At 71.7% G+C, this 13,717-nt stretch carries 16 protein-coding genes; 9 read left to right on the forward strand and 7 right to left on the reverse strand.

The window, feature by feature from the left end:
- Positions 1–38 precede the first annotated feature (38 nt).
- Positions 39–821: an enoyl-CoA hydratase/isomerase family protein gene (locus OG928_RS26440; protein WP_406288087.1), complete on the reverse strand. Its 783-nt coding sequence runs from the start codon at positions 819–821 to the stop codon at positions 39–41.
- A 246-nt stretch (positions 822–1,067) separates the two neighbouring features.
- On the opposite strand from OG928_RS26440, the gene OG928_RS26445 reads away from it, so the two are divergent.
- The gene (locus tag OG928_RS26445; RefSeq protein WP_406288089.1) at positions 1,068–1,577 is read left to right on the forward strand and encodes an inorganic diphosphatase; all 510 of its coding nucleotides are present in this window, start codon (positions 1,068–1,070) and stop codon (positions 1,575–1,577) included.
- 30 nt (positions 1,578–1,607) lie between these two features.
- Here OG928_RS26445 and OG928_RS26450 read toward each other — a convergent pair whose 3' ends face one another.
- The gene (locus tag OG928_RS26450; protein WP_406288091.1) at positions 1,608–2,594 is read right to left on the reverse strand and encodes a helix-turn-helix transcriptional regulator; all 987 of its coding nucleotides are present in this window, start codon (positions 2,592–2,594) and stop codon (positions 1,608–1,610) included.
- Positions 2,595–2,708: 114 nt separating this feature from the next.
- Between OG928_RS26450 and OG928_RS26455 the strand changes: the two genes are divergently transcribed.
- The 4 genes from OG928_RS26455 to OG928_RS26470 all read left to right on the forward strand — a co-directional run bounded on the left by OG928_RS26455 (position 2,709) and on the right by OG928_RS26470 (position 7,228).
- Positions 2,709–3,239 carry a VOC family protein gene (locus OG928_RS26455; RefSeq protein ID WP_406288092.1) on the forward strand — a complete coding sequence of 177 codons (531 nt, stop codon included), beginning with the start codon at positions 2,709–2,711 and terminating at the stop codon, positions 3,237–3,239.
- A 369-nt stretch (positions 3,240–3,608) separates the two neighbouring features.
- The gene (gene ureA, locus OG928_RS26460; RefSeq protein ID WP_406288094.1) at positions 3,609–4,475 is read left to right on the forward strand and encodes an urease subunit gamma; all 867 of its coding nucleotides are present in this window, start codon (positions 3,609–3,611) and stop codon (positions 4,473–4,475) included.
- Between the two features lie 20 nt (positions 4,476–4,495).
- Entirely contained in the window at positions 4,496–6,169 is a 1,674-nt protein-coding gene (locus tag OG928_RS26465; protein ID WP_406291220.1) for an urease subunit alpha, read from the forward strand.
- A gap of 24 nt (positions 6,170–6,193) precedes the next feature.
- Positions 6,194–7,228 (forward strand): agmatine/peptidylarginine deiminase, encoded by a 1,035-nt coding sequence (locus OG928_RS26470; protein WP_406288096.1) that lies wholly within the window; start codon positions 6,194–6,196, stop codon positions 7,226–7,228.
- A 161-nt stretch (positions 7,229–7,389) separates the two neighbouring features.
- Here the strand turns inward: OG928_RS26470 and OG928_RS26475 are convergent, their stop codons facing one another.
- Together OG928_RS26475 and OG928_RS26480 are read right to left on the reverse strand one after the other, a co-directional pair.
- Entirely contained in the window at positions 7,390–7,923 is a 534-nt protein-coding gene (locus OG928_RS26475; protein ID WP_406288098.1) for a hypothetical protein, read from the reverse strand.
- A gap of 88 nt (positions 7,924–8,011) precedes the next feature.
- Positions 8,012–8,323 carry a 4a-hydroxytetrahydrobiopterin dehydratase gene (locus OG928_RS26480; RefSeq protein ID WP_406288100.1) on the reverse strand — a complete coding sequence of 104 codons (312 nt, stop codon included), beginning with the start codon at positions 8,321–8,323 and terminating at the stop codon, positions 8,012–8,014.
- Positions 8,324–8,456: 133 nt separating this feature from the next.
- Here OG928_RS26480 and OG928_RS26485 point away from each other — a divergent pair, with 133 nt between their 5' ends.
- Together OG928_RS26485 and OG928_RS26490 are read left to right on the forward strand one after the other, a co-directional pair.
- The gene (locus tag OG928_RS26485) at positions 8,457–9,083 is read left to right on the forward strand and encodes a TetR/AcrR family transcriptional regulator (RefSeq protein ID WP_406288101.1); all 627 of its coding nucleotides are present in this window, start codon (positions 8,457–8,459) and stop codon (positions 9,081–9,083) included.
- 51 nt (positions 9,084–9,134) lie between these two features.
- Entirely contained in the window at positions 9,135–9,836 is a 702-nt protein-coding gene (locus tag OG928_RS26490) for a hypothetical protein (protein WP_406288103.1), read from the forward strand.
- A 110-nt stretch (positions 9,837–9,946) separates the two neighbouring features.
- On the opposite strand, the gene OG928_RS26495 is transcribed toward OG928_RS26490, so the two are convergent.
- The 3 genes from OG928_RS26495 to OG928_RS26505 form a co-directional block, all read right to left on the reverse strand.
- Complete coding sequence (locus tag OG928_RS26495) at positions 9,947–11,296, reverse strand: TerD family protein (RefSeq protein ID WP_406288106.1); 1,350 nt, start codon at positions 11,294–11,296, stop codon at positions 9,947–9,949.
- A gap of 343 nt (positions 11,297–11,639) precedes the next feature.
- Positions 11,640–11,960, reverse strand: coding sequence for a DMT family transporter (locus OG928_RS26500; protein ID WP_406288109.1), 321 nt, complete (start codon positions 11,958–11,960; stop codon positions 11,640–11,642).
- Positions 11,960–12,616: an FMN-dependent NADH-azoreductase gene (locus OG928_RS26505; RefSeq protein WP_406288111.1), complete on the reverse strand. Its 657-nt coding sequence runs from the start codon at positions 12,614–12,616 to the stop codon at positions 11,960–11,962. Before OG928_RS26505 ends, OG928_RS26500 begins: the two co-directional genes overlap by 1 nt.
- A gap of 100 nt (positions 12,617–12,716) precedes the next feature.
- On the opposite strand from OG928_RS26505, the gene OG928_RS26510 reads away from it, so the two are divergent.
- Positions 12,717–13,334, forward strand: coding sequence for a TetR/AcrR family transcriptional regulator (locus OG928_RS26510; RefSeq protein ID WP_406288113.1), 618 nt, complete (start codon positions 12,717–12,719; stop codon positions 13,332–13,334).
- Positions 13,335–13,393: 59 nt separating this feature from the next.
- Positions 13,394–13,708: a hypothetical protein gene (locus tag OG928_RS26515; RefSeq protein ID WP_406288115.1), complete on the forward strand. Its 315-nt coding sequence runs from the start codon at positions 13,394–13,396 to the stop codon at positions 13,706–13,708.
- The last annotated feature ends 9 nt before the right edge of the window (positions 13,709–13,717 follow it).

Here is a 13,717-nt window from a genome sequence, read left to right on the forward strand (position 1 = left end):
GCCGCCTCGCGCCGCCTCGTCCCGCGCCGCGCCGGGTTTCAGCCGCCGAGCGCGTCGATCGCCGCGAAGTCGGGCTCGCGGCGCTCGGCGAAGGCGGTCAGCGCCTCGATGTTGGCCGGCTTGCCGAGCAGGCGGCCGAACGCCGCGTCCTCGCGCCGGCGGGCCAGGACCGCCTGGTCGCCCAGCGCGTCCAGGACGGCCCGCTTGCTCTCGATCAGCGACGGGATCGATTTGGCGGCCAGTACGCGGGCGTGCCGCATCGTCACGTCGAGCAGCTCGTCGGCCGGACACACCTTGAACACCAAACCCATGTCGAGGCACTCCTCGGCGCTGAGCCACTCGCTGCTCAGCAGCGCCCACATCGCGTTCTGCCGGCCGATCAGCTGCGGGAAGGTCACGCTGCTGGCCGCCTCCGGCGCGACCGCGAGCGAGGTGAACGGGCACTTCAACCGCGCGGTGTCGGCCATGAACGCGAGGTCGGCGAAGCCGAGGATGGTCGCCCCGATCCCGAGGCCGAGCCCGTTCACCGCCACGAGCAGCGGCTTGGGGAAGGCCTGGACCCGGTCGATCATGCCGCCGAAGCCGTGCTTGCCCTTGATCTTGGTCCCGCTGTTGTGCTGGGCCATCTCGATCAGGTCGGTGCCGGCGGAGAACGCCCGCCCGGCGCCGGTCAGCACCACCACGGCCACGGTGGGATCGGCGGCGGCGTCGATCAGCGCCTCGGTGGTCGCGTCGTACAGCGCCTCGTTGAACGCGTTGAGCGCTTCGGGGCGGTCGAGCGTGATGGTCCTGACGCGGTCGGCGTCCTCGATCCGGATCACGGCTGCTCCTGGTGGGTCTGGGGGGAGTGCTGAGGCGTGCGGCTGGGCCGATGGACAGGAAACCTTACTTAGTTGACCGAGTCAAGAGTCGACGCGTTCGGGTGATGGCGAGGAATTGGTCGCTCGGTTGTCCCGTGCTTCACGTGCGTAACGGCACGGCGGCGTGGGAAGGTCCACGACGGTACGTCAGGAATGCGGAATGCCGCGTATATCGGGTCTTGATCCATAGGCCGTTAAGGAGCCGTCGTGGAGTTCGACGTCGTCGTGGAAATTCCCGCGGGCAGTCGGAACAAGTACGAGATGGACCGCCGCACGGGACGCATCAGGCTCGACCGCATGTTGTTCACATCCACCGCCTATCCCGCCGACTACGGCTTCGTGAACCGCACCCTGGGCGGCGACGGCGGACCGCTCGACGTCCTGGTCCTGCTGGACGAGCCGACGTTCCCGGGGTGTCTGATCCGCTGTCGCACCGTCGGCATGTTCGTGATGAGCGACGAGAAGGGCCCCGACGAGAAGGTCCTGTGCGTCCCGGCCCGCGACCCGAGGCGCGGTCCGATGCAGGACATCGCCGACGTTCCGGCGTTCCAGCTGAACGAGATCGCGCACTTCTTCGAGGTCTACAAGGACCTGGAGCGCGGCAAGTCCGTCGAGGGCTCGCACTGGGAAGGGCGCGACGCGGCCGAGAAGGAGATCGTGGCCGCCTACGAACGGCGCGAACTCGACCCGGGGCATTGGCCGTTCGAGGGTCGCTGAGGTTCCGGACCGGACCGGGCTCGCGGATTCTCATCGGGCGGTCGGATCACCCGCGGCACGGGTGATCCGACCGCCCAGCGCGCGGAGGTGGTCCCTCAGCTCGGGCGGGCCGTGCACCTCGAACTCGCAGCCGAGCATCGACAGCCGGAACGCGAGCCATTCGAGCGTGTCGACGTAGTCGCTCAGCCGGCAGCTGTTCGCGTCGATCGCCTCCAGCCGCGCGGCGGAGTCGCCGGTGCCGAGGGCGTCGCCGAGGCGGACGGCGACCTGCTCGGCGGGCGCGTGGAGCGTGACGTCGGCCCGGTGGATCGGCGCGGCGGCGAGCGTGGTGCGCTCGATGTAGGCCGCGGCGTCCGCGTCGGGCAGCTCGCGCTCGGGGCTGCGGGCGCCGGTGGCGTTCAGGTCGCGCATCCGGTCCACCCGGAACGTCCGCCAGTCGGCGCGGTCGCCGTCGTACGCCACGAAGTACCAGCGGCGTCCGGCCGACACCAGCCGGTTCGGCTCGACGAAGCGCCTGCTCTCGGTGCCGGCGGCGGTGCGGTAGACGAAGCGCAGCTTCTCGTGGTTGGCGATCACACCGGCCAGGACCGCGAGGGACTCCGGGTCGACGGTCGGCCCGGACCCCACCAGCGGGAGAGTGGCGCCGCCGATCGCGCGCACCCGGGCGCGCAGCCGCGACGGCAGTACCTGTTCGAGCTTGGCGAGCGCGCGGACGGACGCCTCCTCGATGCCCGCCACGGCGTTCCCGGCCGCCGCGCGCAGGCCGACCGCGATCGCCACGGTCTCCTCGTCGTCGAGCAGCAGCGGCGGCATCGCCGTGCCCGCGACCAGGCGGTAGCCGCCGTCCGCGCCGCGCGTGGCCTCGACCGGGTAGCCGAGCTCGCGCAGCCGCTCGATGTCGCGGCGGATGGTGCGCGGGCTCACCTCGAGGCGGGCGGACAGCTCGCTGCCCGGCCATTCGCGCGGGGTCTGGAGCAGGGACAGCAGGTTCAGCAGCCGTGCGGGAGTCGCGGTCATGGATTCGAGGATGCCGGCCCTTCAGGACAGGATCCGACCTATATGGCGAATAGCGTGAGGTCACGAGGTCGACGGCGGATCGGCCTCCCGGTTTCGCGCTTTGGAGGCAGCTGCATGAACGCCATGAACGACAAGAAGGACACGAGCGTCAAGGCCACCCCCGACGGCTACACCACCGTGACGCCGTGGATCCTGTCGCACGACACGGCCGGGCTGATCGAGTACCTGACGGCCACGTTCGGCGCCGTGGAGGTGCCGGGCTCCCGGTTCGTCGGCGAGAACGGGCTGATCGGGCACGCCGAGGTGCGGATCGGCGACGCGATCGTGATGATGTTCGACATCGGCCCGGACGCCCCCGCGTCGCCCGCGTACCTGCGCCTGTACGTCGAGGACGCCGACGAGGCGCACCGGCGCGCGGTCGCGGCCGGCGGTACCTCGGTCACGGAGGTGACGCACCTCTTCTTCGGTGACCGGGTCGGCCGGGTCCGGGACCCGTTCGGGAACCTGTGGTGGATCCAGACGCACGTGGAGGACGTCGCCCCGGAGGAACTCGAACGCCGGCTGGGCGACCCGGAGTTCATCGCGGCGATGGAGTACGTCCAGGGCGCCGAGTTCTTCCCGAAGGGGGCGCCGGCGCGGGGGTGAGCGGGCCGTCGGCGGTTGCCCGCGCCGTGCGATGGCCTCAATCGCCGGCCGGGCTATCGAAGCCGGCCTCCGGCCAGGCGGCCTCAAACGCCGGCCGGGCTGGGTTGGCGGCCTCGTTCCGTTGTCCTCAAGCGCCGGACGGGCTGGGTGGGCCTCGTTCCGTTGTCCTCAAGCGCCGGACGGGCTGGGTTGGCCTCGTCGCGTTGTCCTCAAGCGCCGGCCGGGCTGGAGTTTGGCGTTATTTGGGTGGTGGGTCAGGGCGTCCGGTGTTTGGGGATGGCCTGGTTGGGGGGTTGGGGTGGGGCGTTGACAGGGGTGTATTGAATGGCGTTCAATGCCGATTGAACGCCATTCAATACGGAGGTGCGCATGCGGCTGACGCCCACAGAGCGGGACCGGCTGCTGATCTTCACGGCTGCGGAGTTGGCTCGCGCGCGCCGTTCGCGGGGTTTGCTGTTGAACGTTCCCGAGGCGGCCGCGCTGATCGCGGACACCGTGTGCGAGGCGGCGCGGGACGGGGCGAGGTTGGCCGACGCGATCGAGGCGGGGCGGTCCGTGCTCGGCGTCGCCGATGTGCTGCCGGGGGTCGTGGACGTGGTGGCCGACGTCAAGGTCGAGGCGGTGTTCGAGGACGCGACCCGGCTGGCGGTCGTGACCGACCCGTTCCGGTCCGCCGAGCGGGCGCCGGTGGGCGCGACCGAGGTGCACTGCCACGGGCACGGTTCCCGCACCGGCGCGGCGGCAGCGCCGACGGGCGGCGTCGGCTCGCTGGGCGACGACGCGCCGGGCGCGGTCATCCCGGGCGGCCCGGCGATCGACCCGTACACGGACGCCGACATCGCGTTGGTCCCGGTGACCAACATGTCGGAGGTGCCGATCAGCGTCACGTCGCACTTCCACTTCTTCGAGACCAACCCGCGCCTGCGCTTCGACCGGGCGAGGGGCTACGGGCGCCGGCTCGCCATCCCGGCCGGCTCCACCGTGCGGTTCGACCCGGGGGCCACGGTCGAGGTCCGGCTCGTCCCGATCGGCGGCGCGCGCGTCGCGATCGGCTTCGCGGGCCTGGTGGACGGGCCGTTGGACGCGCCGGGCGCTCGGGAAGAGGCGCTGCGCAAGGCACACGCGTGCGGGTATCTGGGTGCGGAGCCGGTCGACGGGTCGCCGGCCTCCGATGGCTCGTCAGGTTCCGACGGGCCGTCGGGTTCCGTGTATCGCAAGGAAGGTGACGCCTCGTGAGCGGCGGCAGTGGTGATGTGATGGACCCCCGCGACTACGCGTCCACGTACGGCCCGCGGGCCGGCGACCTGATGCGGCTGGGCGACTCGGGCCTGGTGATCGAGATCGAGCACGACTCGGCGCTGCCGGGTGACGAGTTCCTCGCGGGCTTCGGCAAGACCGCCCGCGACGGGCTGCACCTCAAGGCGATCCCGGTCCGCGACACGTGCGACGTGGTGATCTCCAACGTCGTGGTGATCGACGCGATCCAGGGCATCCGCAAGGTCTCGATCGGCATCCGCGAGGGCCGGATCGCGTCGATCGGCCGCGCGGGCAACCCGGACACGCAGGACGGCGTCGAGGTCGTGGTCGGGACCGGCACCACGATCGTCAGCGGCGAGGGGCTGATCGCCACCGCCGGCGCCATCGACACGCACGTGCACCTGCTGTCGCCGCGGATCATGGAGGCGTCGCTCGCCTCCGGCGTGACGACCATCGTGGGCCAGGAGTTCGGCCCGGTGTGGGGCGTCGGCGTGAACTCGCCGTGGGCGCTGCGGCACGCGTTCTCCGCGTTCGACGCGTGGCCGGTCAACATCGCGTTCCTGGCCCGGGGTTCGTCCTCCGGTCGGGGTCCGTTGGACGAGGCGCTGATCGAGGGCGGCGCGTCGGGCTTCAAGGTGCACGAGGACATGGGTGCGCACGCGCGGGCCCTGGACACCGCGCTGCGGGTCGCCGAAGACCACGACGTGCAGGTCGCGTTGCACACCGACGGGCTCAACGAGTGCCTGTCGGTGGAGGACACCCTGTCGGTGCTCGACGGCCGGACCATCCACGCGTACCACATCGAGGGCTGCGGCGGCGGCCACGTGCCGAACGTGATGCGGATGGCCGGGGTGGCCAACGTGATCGGCTCCTCCACCAACCCCACGCTGCCGTTCGGGCGCGACGCGCTCGGCGAGCACTTCGGCATGATCGTGTCCGCGCACGGGCTCAAGACCGACCTGCCGGGCGACGCCGCGATGGCCCGCGACCGGATCCGGGCCGGGACGATGGGCGCCGAGGACGTGCTGCACGACCTCGGGGTCATTCCGATCACCTCCTCCGACGCGCAGGGCATGGGTCGCGCGGGGGAGACCGTGCGGCGCACGTTCGCGATGGCCGGGAAGATGAAGTTCGAGCGCGGCGCCGAGCACGAACGGCACGACAACGAGCGGGTCAAGCGGTACATCGCGAAGCTCACCATCAACGCCGCGATCGCGCACGGCCTCGCGCACGAGGTCGGTTCGATCGAGGTCGGCAAGATGGCCGACATCGTGCTGTGGCATCCACAGTGGTTCGGCGCCAAGCCACAACTCGTGCTCAAGAGCGGCTTCCCGGCGTACGGCGTCGTCGGCGATCCGAACGCGTCCACCGACAACTGCGAACCGCTGGTCCTGGGCCCGCAGTTCGGCGCGCACGGAGCGGCGCCGGCCGAGTTGTCGGTGGCGTTCACCTCACAGGCGGCGGCCGAGACCGGCGGCGACCTGATGCCGACCCGGCGTCGCCGCGTGGGCGTGCGCGGGACCCGGGGCATCGGTCCCGCGCAGATGGTGCACAACAACCGCCTGGCCGAGATCCGGGTCGCCGCCGACACGGGGGCGGTGACGATGGACGGGGAGCTCGTCACCTCGGAGGCCGCCGAGTCGGTGTCGTTGAACCGCTTGTACTTCCTGTAGATCCGAGTTCGAAGGATTGCTGACATGACGAACACCCCGGCAGCAGACGGCTTCTCGATGCCGGCGGAGTGGGTTCCGCACGAGCGCACGTGGATGGCGTGGCCCAGCCGCAACGAGACCTTCGGCGAGGAGGACCTGCACACCGCGCGGGCCGCGTGGGGCAAGGTCGCCGAGACGATCGCGCGCTACGAGCCGGTCACCCTCGTCACCGACCTGGGTGAGTCGGACACGGTGCGGGACTACGTCGGGCGCCCGCTCACGATCATCGAGAAGCCGCTCGACGACGCGTGGATGCGCGACATCGGCCCGACCTTCCTGACCGACGGGAAGGGCGGACTCGCGGCCGCCGACTGGGTCTTCAACGGCTGGGGCGCGCAGGAGTGGGCCTCCTGGGAGCACGACCAACACATCGCCGAGCACGTGATCGAGGCCGCCGGCGTGCGTCGCTACGCGTCGCGGATGGTCAACGAGGGTGGCGGCATCCACGTCGACGGCGAGGGCACGGTGCTCGTGACCGAGACCGTCCAGCTCGACGAGGGCCGCAACCCCGGGTGGACCAAGGAGCAGGTGGAGGCCGAGCTCAAGGCGTTCCTCGGGGTGGACAAGGTGATCTGGCTGCCGCGCGGGCTGACCCGCGACTACGGCCTGTACGGCACGCGCGGCCACATCGACATCGTCGCGTCCTTCGCGCGTCCGGGCCTGGTCCTGGCGCACGTGCAGCCCGATCCGGCGCACCCGGACCACGAGGTCGGCAAGGAGAATGTGGCGCTGCTGCGCGCGTCCACCGACGCCCGGGGCCGTCCGTTGGAGGTCGTCGAGATCCCGGCGCCGACCGTGCTCGAAGCGCACGACGACTGGGTCGACTTCAGCTACATCAATCACTACGTCGCCAACGACGCGGTGATCCTTTGCGGCTTCGACGACCCGCGCGACGAGGAGAACGCGGCGACGTTCGGCAAGCTCTTCCCGGGCCGCACGATCGAACTCGTGGACGCGCGCGAGATCTTCGCGAACGGCGGCGGCATCCACTGCATCACGCAGCAGCAGCCGAAGGTGTGACGGTCGGCGGGGCGGGGTTGGCTCCCGCCCCGCCGTGCTTCGCCGCGCTTCGTCCTGCCCCGGCTCACCTTGCCGTGCTTCGCTTCGGCTCACCCCGCCGTGCTCCGGCCAGGCGCTTCGCGCCGCGTTGCCGTCCTGTTCCGCCGCGTGGTGACGGCGCGTCAGGCCCGGTACGGCTGCGCGTGGGGCTCGGTGGCGGTGGACGCGTCGTCGGTGAGCGCGTCGCCGGCGGGCGTGGGGATGCCCTGCGGCGCGGCGGTGTTCGGTCGGCCGCGTTCGCCGGCGCCGAAGGCCGCGAGGGCGGCGAGCAGCACGATCAGGGCCAGCGCGGTCGCGGTCGGGATGTACCAGCCCGCGTCCGACGCGGGTTCGGTGCGGGCGGCCAGGATCGCCACCGCGCTCGCGTACAGCAGGGTCGCGCCGAACGCCGGGATCCGGCGGCGCGCGACCCCGGACACGACCGCGGCGGCGATCAGGCCGAGGAGCAGCACCAGGCCCGCCAGACCGATCAGGGACGGACCGAAGTCGTCGCCGGTGCAGCCGCGTTGCCCGAAGTCGTCGCACGAGCCCTGCGCGGCCGCGCGGACCGCGTAGGTGCCGATCAACCACCCGGCCGCGGTCACGCCGACGAATGGCATGAGCCACCCGAGTGGGGTGGCCGGAAAGCGGGGGGACGCCGGTGCGTCGGTGCTCATGCCCGGAGGCTATGCGCCGGTGTGGTCGTTTCGATGAACGGCCGGGAAGCTCCCGATGAAGGGTGGGCGGACGCGCACCGCGACCGGGTCAGGGCTGGACGGTGGCTCCGTGCTCGGCGGCCAGCGCCGTGATGCGTTCGGCCATGTCCACGTCCTTGGCGGTGATCGCGCCACCGGCGTCGTGGGTGTTGAGGGCGAAGGAGAGCGTGCCGTACAGGATGGTGATCCGGGCGTGGTGGTCCGCGGCGTCCTCGGCGGCGGCGACCGCGGTGTAGAAGGCGACGACGTTCGGGCGGGGCGACTTGTACGTCGCGGCCAGGTCGCCGTCGGCGACCTGCCAGCCGGGGAGGTCGGCGAGGGCCTTGGTCAGCTCGGCGTCGGTGAGCGGCTGGGATGCCATGGTGGGTCCTTTCGCGGGGCGGGCGGTACGTCCGGCCAGTATGGCCTCGCCGACTCGCCGGGCGTGGTATTGAACGACGTTCTAACATGGGGCGAGGCGAGGTCCGCCGTCGAACGAACCAGGGGTGTTGAGCATGGCGGGGACACGGCGCAAGCGGCTGGAACAGCCCAGGGAAGTGGTCTTGCAGGCCGCGATGGAAGCGATAGCCGAGCACGGCCTCGCCCGGCTCACGATGGCCGGCCTCGGCAAGCGGATCGGGATCAGCGGCGGGCATGTCGCGTACTACTTCGGCTCCAAGGAACAACTGCTCGTCGAGACGCTCCGGTGGAGCGAACAGCGCCTGGGGGAGCGGCGGCGGGCGCTGCTGGCCGAGTCGGCCGGGCCGATCGCGGAGCGGCTGGCCGGGTACATCGACCTGTACCTGCCGGACGGGCGCGGGGACTCCCGCTGGACGCTGTGGCTGGAGGTCTGGACGCGCGCGCTCGGCGACCCGGAGGTGCTCGCGGCGAGCGCGGAGATCGAGGGGCCGTGGATCGAGGACCTGCGGGCGGTGATCGCGCCGCATCCGGATCCGGACGGGTACGTGCTGCGCCTGCACTCGCTCCTGGACGGGTTGGCGACGCGGATCGTGACGGGGGTGCCGGGGCCCGCGCGGGCGGAGATGGTGCGGCAGGCAACCGAGTTCGCGGTGCGGGAGGCGGCTCGGGAGGTGCGGCCGGACGCGTTTCCGGAATCGGGCGCAGACCACACGAAGAGGTGATCGGAGTGCCGATCGCTCCCGTTTCGGGGCCGGTGGACGCATCGTTGAGGGATGAAGTGGTGGCATGAACCGCAGCAACGACTCGGGGTGATCTGTGCGGCCGTCGCCGTTCTCGTGATCGTGGGGCTCATCAACAAGGCGAGCGGGGACGACACGAAGTCGGCGGCGGCCGAGGGCACTCCGACCGCCCAGCCCAACCCGCCGGCGGTGCCGTCGGCCCCGGCCGCAAAGGTGGGCGGGGCGACGACCACCCCGCCGGCGAAGCCCTCGCAGGTGCCCAAGAACGTGCTGCCGGACGTGGTCGGCGCCGACCTGCAGAAGGCGTGGGACGGCGCCCGCGCGGCCGGCTATCGGTTCGTCACCTCGCACGACGCGAGTGGGCGTGGGCGGCGGCAGTTCCTCTACAGCAGTTGGAAGGTGTGCGACCAGAAGCCCGCGGCGGGGCCGCTGGCCAAGGAGCTCCCGGTCGAACTGGGTGTGGTCCGGCACGACGAGAAGTGCCCGGGCGCGGTCCCGACCACCGAGCCCAAGGTCGTCGGCGGCCGGATGCCCGCCGTGGTGGGCCGCAGCGTCAACATCGTCCGCGCGGCGCTGCGCGGCGACGCGCACGTCAAGGCGACGGACCTGGGCGGGAATCGGGCCGTGTTCATCGAGACGCACTGGATGGTGTGCACCCAGCAACCGGCCGCGGGTGAGCCGCTGTCCGCCACGGTGGAGGTGGGTGTCGTGAAGTACGGCGAGCCCTGTCCGTAGGGCCCGGGGCGGGGTTTCGGCTCGAAGTTGGGCAGCTCGAAGTTGGGCGGCTCGAAGTTGGGCGGCTCGAAGTTGGGCGGCTCGGGGTTTGGCGGCTCGGGTTCGATGGCTCAGAGACCGAGGGCCTCGCGGGCCGGGTCCACGAGCTTGCGCACCGTGCGGCCGTCGGCGAAGCGGCCCAGGGCGGTCATCGTCCAGATCGGGCCCTCGCGGACCAGCTTGCACATCAACACGGCTGTCCGCGGCTCGGTGTTCGACAACTCGAAATGGACCAGCTCGGCGTCGGTGGTGTCGTCGACCAGGCGGCAGAAGGCACGGGAGACCTCGGTGAACTTCTGCCCGAGGAACGAGTTGACGGTGAAGACGAGGCCCGTGACGTTGTGCGGGAGCCTGTCGAGGCGGACCACGATCGACTCGTCGTCGCCGTCCCCCGCGCCGGTGAGGTTGTCGCCGGAGTGCTCGATCGCGCCGTCCAGGCCGGACAACTTCATGAACCACACGGTCGCGACCTTCTTGCCCTGCGCGTCGAACGCGATGCAGGACGCGTCGAGGTCGATGCTGCCGCCGGTCTTGGCCGGATCCCAGCCCAGGCCCATCCTGACCCGGGTCAGTGGAGCGGCGCCGGTCTTGACCAGGGACACCGACTGGTCCTTGCGGAGGCTGACCCGGCCCTTGTCGAGGTTGACGGGGGCGGTGCCGGTGTCGGCTCCGGCCGCGTTGAAGGCGGGCGTTGCCGCGACGGGGGTCGGTGGCGGAGTCGGGGTCGGGGCCGGCTGCGGGAGGGGTTGAGGGGTCACCGGGCGGCGGGGGACCGGCGGCGGGATCGAGGTGGTGGGCGGGGTCGGGGCCGGCGGCGGCTGCGGGGCGGCCGGGGTCGGCGGCGTGGGCGGCGGGCCGGCGTGGGTCGGGGCCGGTTGCGGGCGGGTCGGGGCGGGCGTGGGCGCGGGGTCGTCGTCGACCGAGACGCCGAAGTCGGTCGCTATGCCGGCGAGGCCGTTGGCGTAGCCCTGCCCGACCGCGCGCACCTTCCACGCGCCCCCGCGCCGGTACAGCTCGAGCAGTACGAGCGCGGTCTCGCGGCCGAGCCCGTGCGGCGTGAAGATCACCAGCGCCTCGCCGGACGCGTCGCGCACGGTCGCGGTGGGCGGTGTGGTGCCGCCGAACGTGGCCGGCGCTGCCGGGCCGTCGAGGCTCACGGCCACCACCACGGTCTGCACGTCGGCCGGCACCGCCGCGGTGTCCACGAGGACCGCCGCCGCACGGCCCGGGCCACCCGCCTGGAACCGGACGCCGGGGCCGGTCGGCTGGTTGTAGAACACGAAGTCGGCGTCCGAGCGCACCTTTCCGGACGCGGCGAGCAACAGCGCCGAAACGTCCACGGGCGCCGCGGAGGCCACCTCCACCACCACGGAAGCCACCGCCAAGGGGCAGTTGCCCCCCTTCGTGAGCGTCACCGACATCGATACTCCTCCGCTTCACGGATCCCCCGGGACCCCGGCCCAACCCGTTCCGAGGTTACCGAGCACAAGCCCCCACCGCGCCCCTTCACCCCCGCCACCCTGCACCGGCCCCACCCCAAACCCCACCCAACCAGCAACCGACCCCACCCACACCGCCCAACCCACGAGCCCAAACAGCCCGGCCGGCGCCTGAGCCCAAGCAGCCCGGGCGGCGTTTGAGCCCAAGTAGCCCGGGCGGCGCTTGAGCCCAAACAGCCCGGCCGGCGCTTGAGGCCAACAGAGCCCGCCCGGCGTTTGAGGGCAAACAGGCCGCGCCCCTGGACCCGGCGCCGCGGGGCCATCCTCACCCTTCCGACGCCAGTCGAGCCAGCACCAGCCCGCCCACGATCAGCACGAGCGCCGCGATCCGCCCCACGCTCACCGCATCATTCTGGACCGTGATCCCCAGCGTGATCGCCCCGACCGTGCCGATCCCGGTGAACGCCGCATATGCGGTGCCCACCGGCAGATCGCGCATCGCCACCGACAGCAGATACACAGCCGTGGCGCCGAGTACGAAGCAGATCACGGTCGGCAGCGGCCGGGTGAACCCCTCCGTCGGTTTGATGCTCTGGGACCACACGACCTCCACGAGGCCCGCCCCGAGCAGGATCAGCCAGGCCATCAGTACCCCTCCACAAGTGAGCGCCCCAGCTCCGCGGCGCGCGCGAGCGCCTCCGCGTGTGAGGTCCGGTGCAGGTCCAGGCGCTCGGCGAGCCCCGGATCCACGAGCGAATTGGTCAGTTCGGTACCGAGCACGATCGCGTCCGAGATCGCGTAGTGACCGGTGAAGAAGTCCACGAGGTAGCGCGTCTGGTGGTCGAAGGGCGCCCGCGGCGTGCCCGGCAGATACGAGCCGCCGCGCGCCGACGCGACCACGAACCGGCGCGGCGCGAGCGACATCTTCGGGAACGTGACCTGGTCGATCCAGCTCTTGAGCTGGGCCGGAACCCCGAAGTTGTACATCGGCGCGCCGATCAACACGACGTCGGCCGCGACCAGTTCGGCCAGCAGCGGCTCGACCACGTCCCACGCCTTGCGCTGCGCCGGCGTGCGCACCGCGCTCGGGTAGTCCTCGATCGCGGTGATGCCCTCGCGCAGCATCGTGTCGCAGATCTCCGTCCAGGCCTGGTCGATCGGCGGCACGGGGCGCGCGGTGAGGTCGCGGTGGGTGTACTCGGCGTCCGGCCGCGCGCGCCACGCGTCGGCGAAGCGGGCGCCGAGCGTGCGCGAGAACGAGTCGGCGCGGGCGCTGGAGTCGAGGTGCAGAAGGTGGGGCATGGCAACTCCCAACGATTAAGTGGACGGACTGTCCACTTGTTGGGCTCGAACGTAACAGCAAAGTGGACGCGGCGTCCACTTACTGGTTAGGGTAGGGATCATGACGAAACGCACCGACTTGATCACCGGTCTCCCGGTCGCCGAGGACGGTGCGGCGCCCCCGCGCGAACGTGCGGACGCCGCCCGCAATCGCGCCCGGGTCCTGGCCGCCGCCGAGGAGCTGTTCGCGGCCGGCGATCCGGCCGCGGTCACGATGGAGGACATCGCGAAGGCCGCCGGCATCGGCCGCGGCACGCTGTACCGCCGCTATCCCGACCGGGCATCCATCGCGCGGGCGCTACTGGACGAGCACGAACGCGCGCTGCAACACGAAATCCTGCGCGGCGCACCCCCGCTGGGCCCGGACGAGGTCGATCCGGCGGAGCGCCTCGCGGCGTTCTACGCGGCGATGGTCGACCTCCTCGAGCGGCACGTGCACCTGCTCCTGGGGGCCGAGACCGGCAGTGCCCGCTACGAGACCGGGGCGTACGCGTTCTGGCACGCCCACGTCCGGCTGCTGGCGAAGGCCACTCCCGACCCCGAGACGCTCGCCGACGTCCTGCTCGCCCCACTGGCCCCGGAGCTGTACCGCCGACAACGCGAACAGGGCATCCCACCCACCCGCATCAAGGCCGCCCTGGCCCACTTGGCCCGCACGACCCTGCCCGCCATCGCCTGACCCCGCCGCACCCGAAAACCCAGCGAACCCCGACCCGCCCCGCGGTTACGCTCCCGACCGTGACCGAACCCGGCGCACTGGCCGCCCTGTTCCGCCCCGACGAACTCGCCGCCGCACTGACCGAGGGCCTGGTCGCCCGCAGGCGACATCCCGAACTCCCGCTGTCCATCTACACATACACGCGAAGATGCGCCTTCGAGAACCTGTGGACGCCGGTGACCACGCGCTGTCGCGGTCTGATCGTGGACGACGCCACCGGCCGGATCGTCGCGCACTGCCTACCCAAGTTCTTCGCGGCGCCGCCCGGGGTCGCGGTACCGATCGCCGAGGCGCATGTGGGGTATCAGCGGGGGTTGTGTTTGTTGGTGGGGTGATGGGTGGGG

This window comes from Embleya sp. NBC_00896 (genome assembly GCF_045207785.1).
In the GTDB taxonomy this organism is placed as follows: Bacteria; Actinomycetota; Actinomycetes; order Streptomycetales; family Streptomycetaceae; genus Embleya.

Coding starts and splice junctions, on each gene's coding strand:
- OG928_RS26450 (WP_406288091.1), bottom strand. CDS start 2,594: ATGACCGCGACTCCCGCACGGCTGCTGAACCTGCTGTCCCTGCTCCAG.
- OG928_RS26455 (WP_406288092.1), top strand. CDS start 2,709: ATGAACGCCATGAACGACAAGAAGGACACGAGCGTCAAGGCCACCCCC.
- ureA (WP_406288094.1), top strand. CDS start 3,609: ATGCGGCTGACGCCCACAGAGCGGGACCGGCTGCTGATCTTCACGGCT.
- OG928_RS26465 (WP_406291220.1), top strand. CDS start 4,496: ATGGACCCCCGCGACTACGCGTCCACGTACGGCCCGCGGGCCGGCGAC.
- OG928_RS26470 (WP_406288096.1), top strand. CDS start 6,194: ATGACGAACACCCCGGCAGCAGACGGCTTCTCGATGCCGGCGGAGTGG.
- OG928_RS26475 (WP_406288098.1), bottom strand. CDS start 7,923: ATGAGCACCGACGCACCGGCGTCCCCCCGCTTTCCGGCCACCCCACTC.
- OG928_RS26480 (WP_406288100.1), bottom strand. CDS start 8,323: ATGGCATCCCAGCCGCTCACCGACGCCGAGCTGACCAAGGCCCTCGCC.
- OG928_RS26485 (WP_406288101.1), top strand. CDS start 8,457: ATGGCGGGGACACGGCGCAAGCGGCTGGAACAGCCCAGGGAAGTGGTC.
- OG928_RS26490 (WP_406288103.1), top strand. CDS start 9,135: ATGAAGTGGTGGCATGAACCGCAGCAACGACTCGGGGTGATCTGTGCG.
- OG928_RS26495 (WP_406288106.1), bottom strand. CDS start 11,296: ATGTCGGTGACGCTCACGAAGGGGGGCAACTGCCCCTTGGCGGTGGCT.
- OG928_RS26500 (WP_406288109.1), bottom strand. CDS start 11,960: ATGGCCTGGCTGATCCTGCTCGGGGCGGGCCTCGTGGAGGTCGTGTGG.
- OG928_RS26505 (WP_406288111.1), bottom strand. CDS start 12,616: ATGCCCCACCTTCTGCACCTCGACTCCAGCGCCCGCGCCGACTCGTTC.
- OG928_RS26510 (WP_406288113.1), top strand. CDS start 12,717: ATGACGAAACGCACCGACTTGATCACCGGTCTCCCGGTCGCCGAGGAC.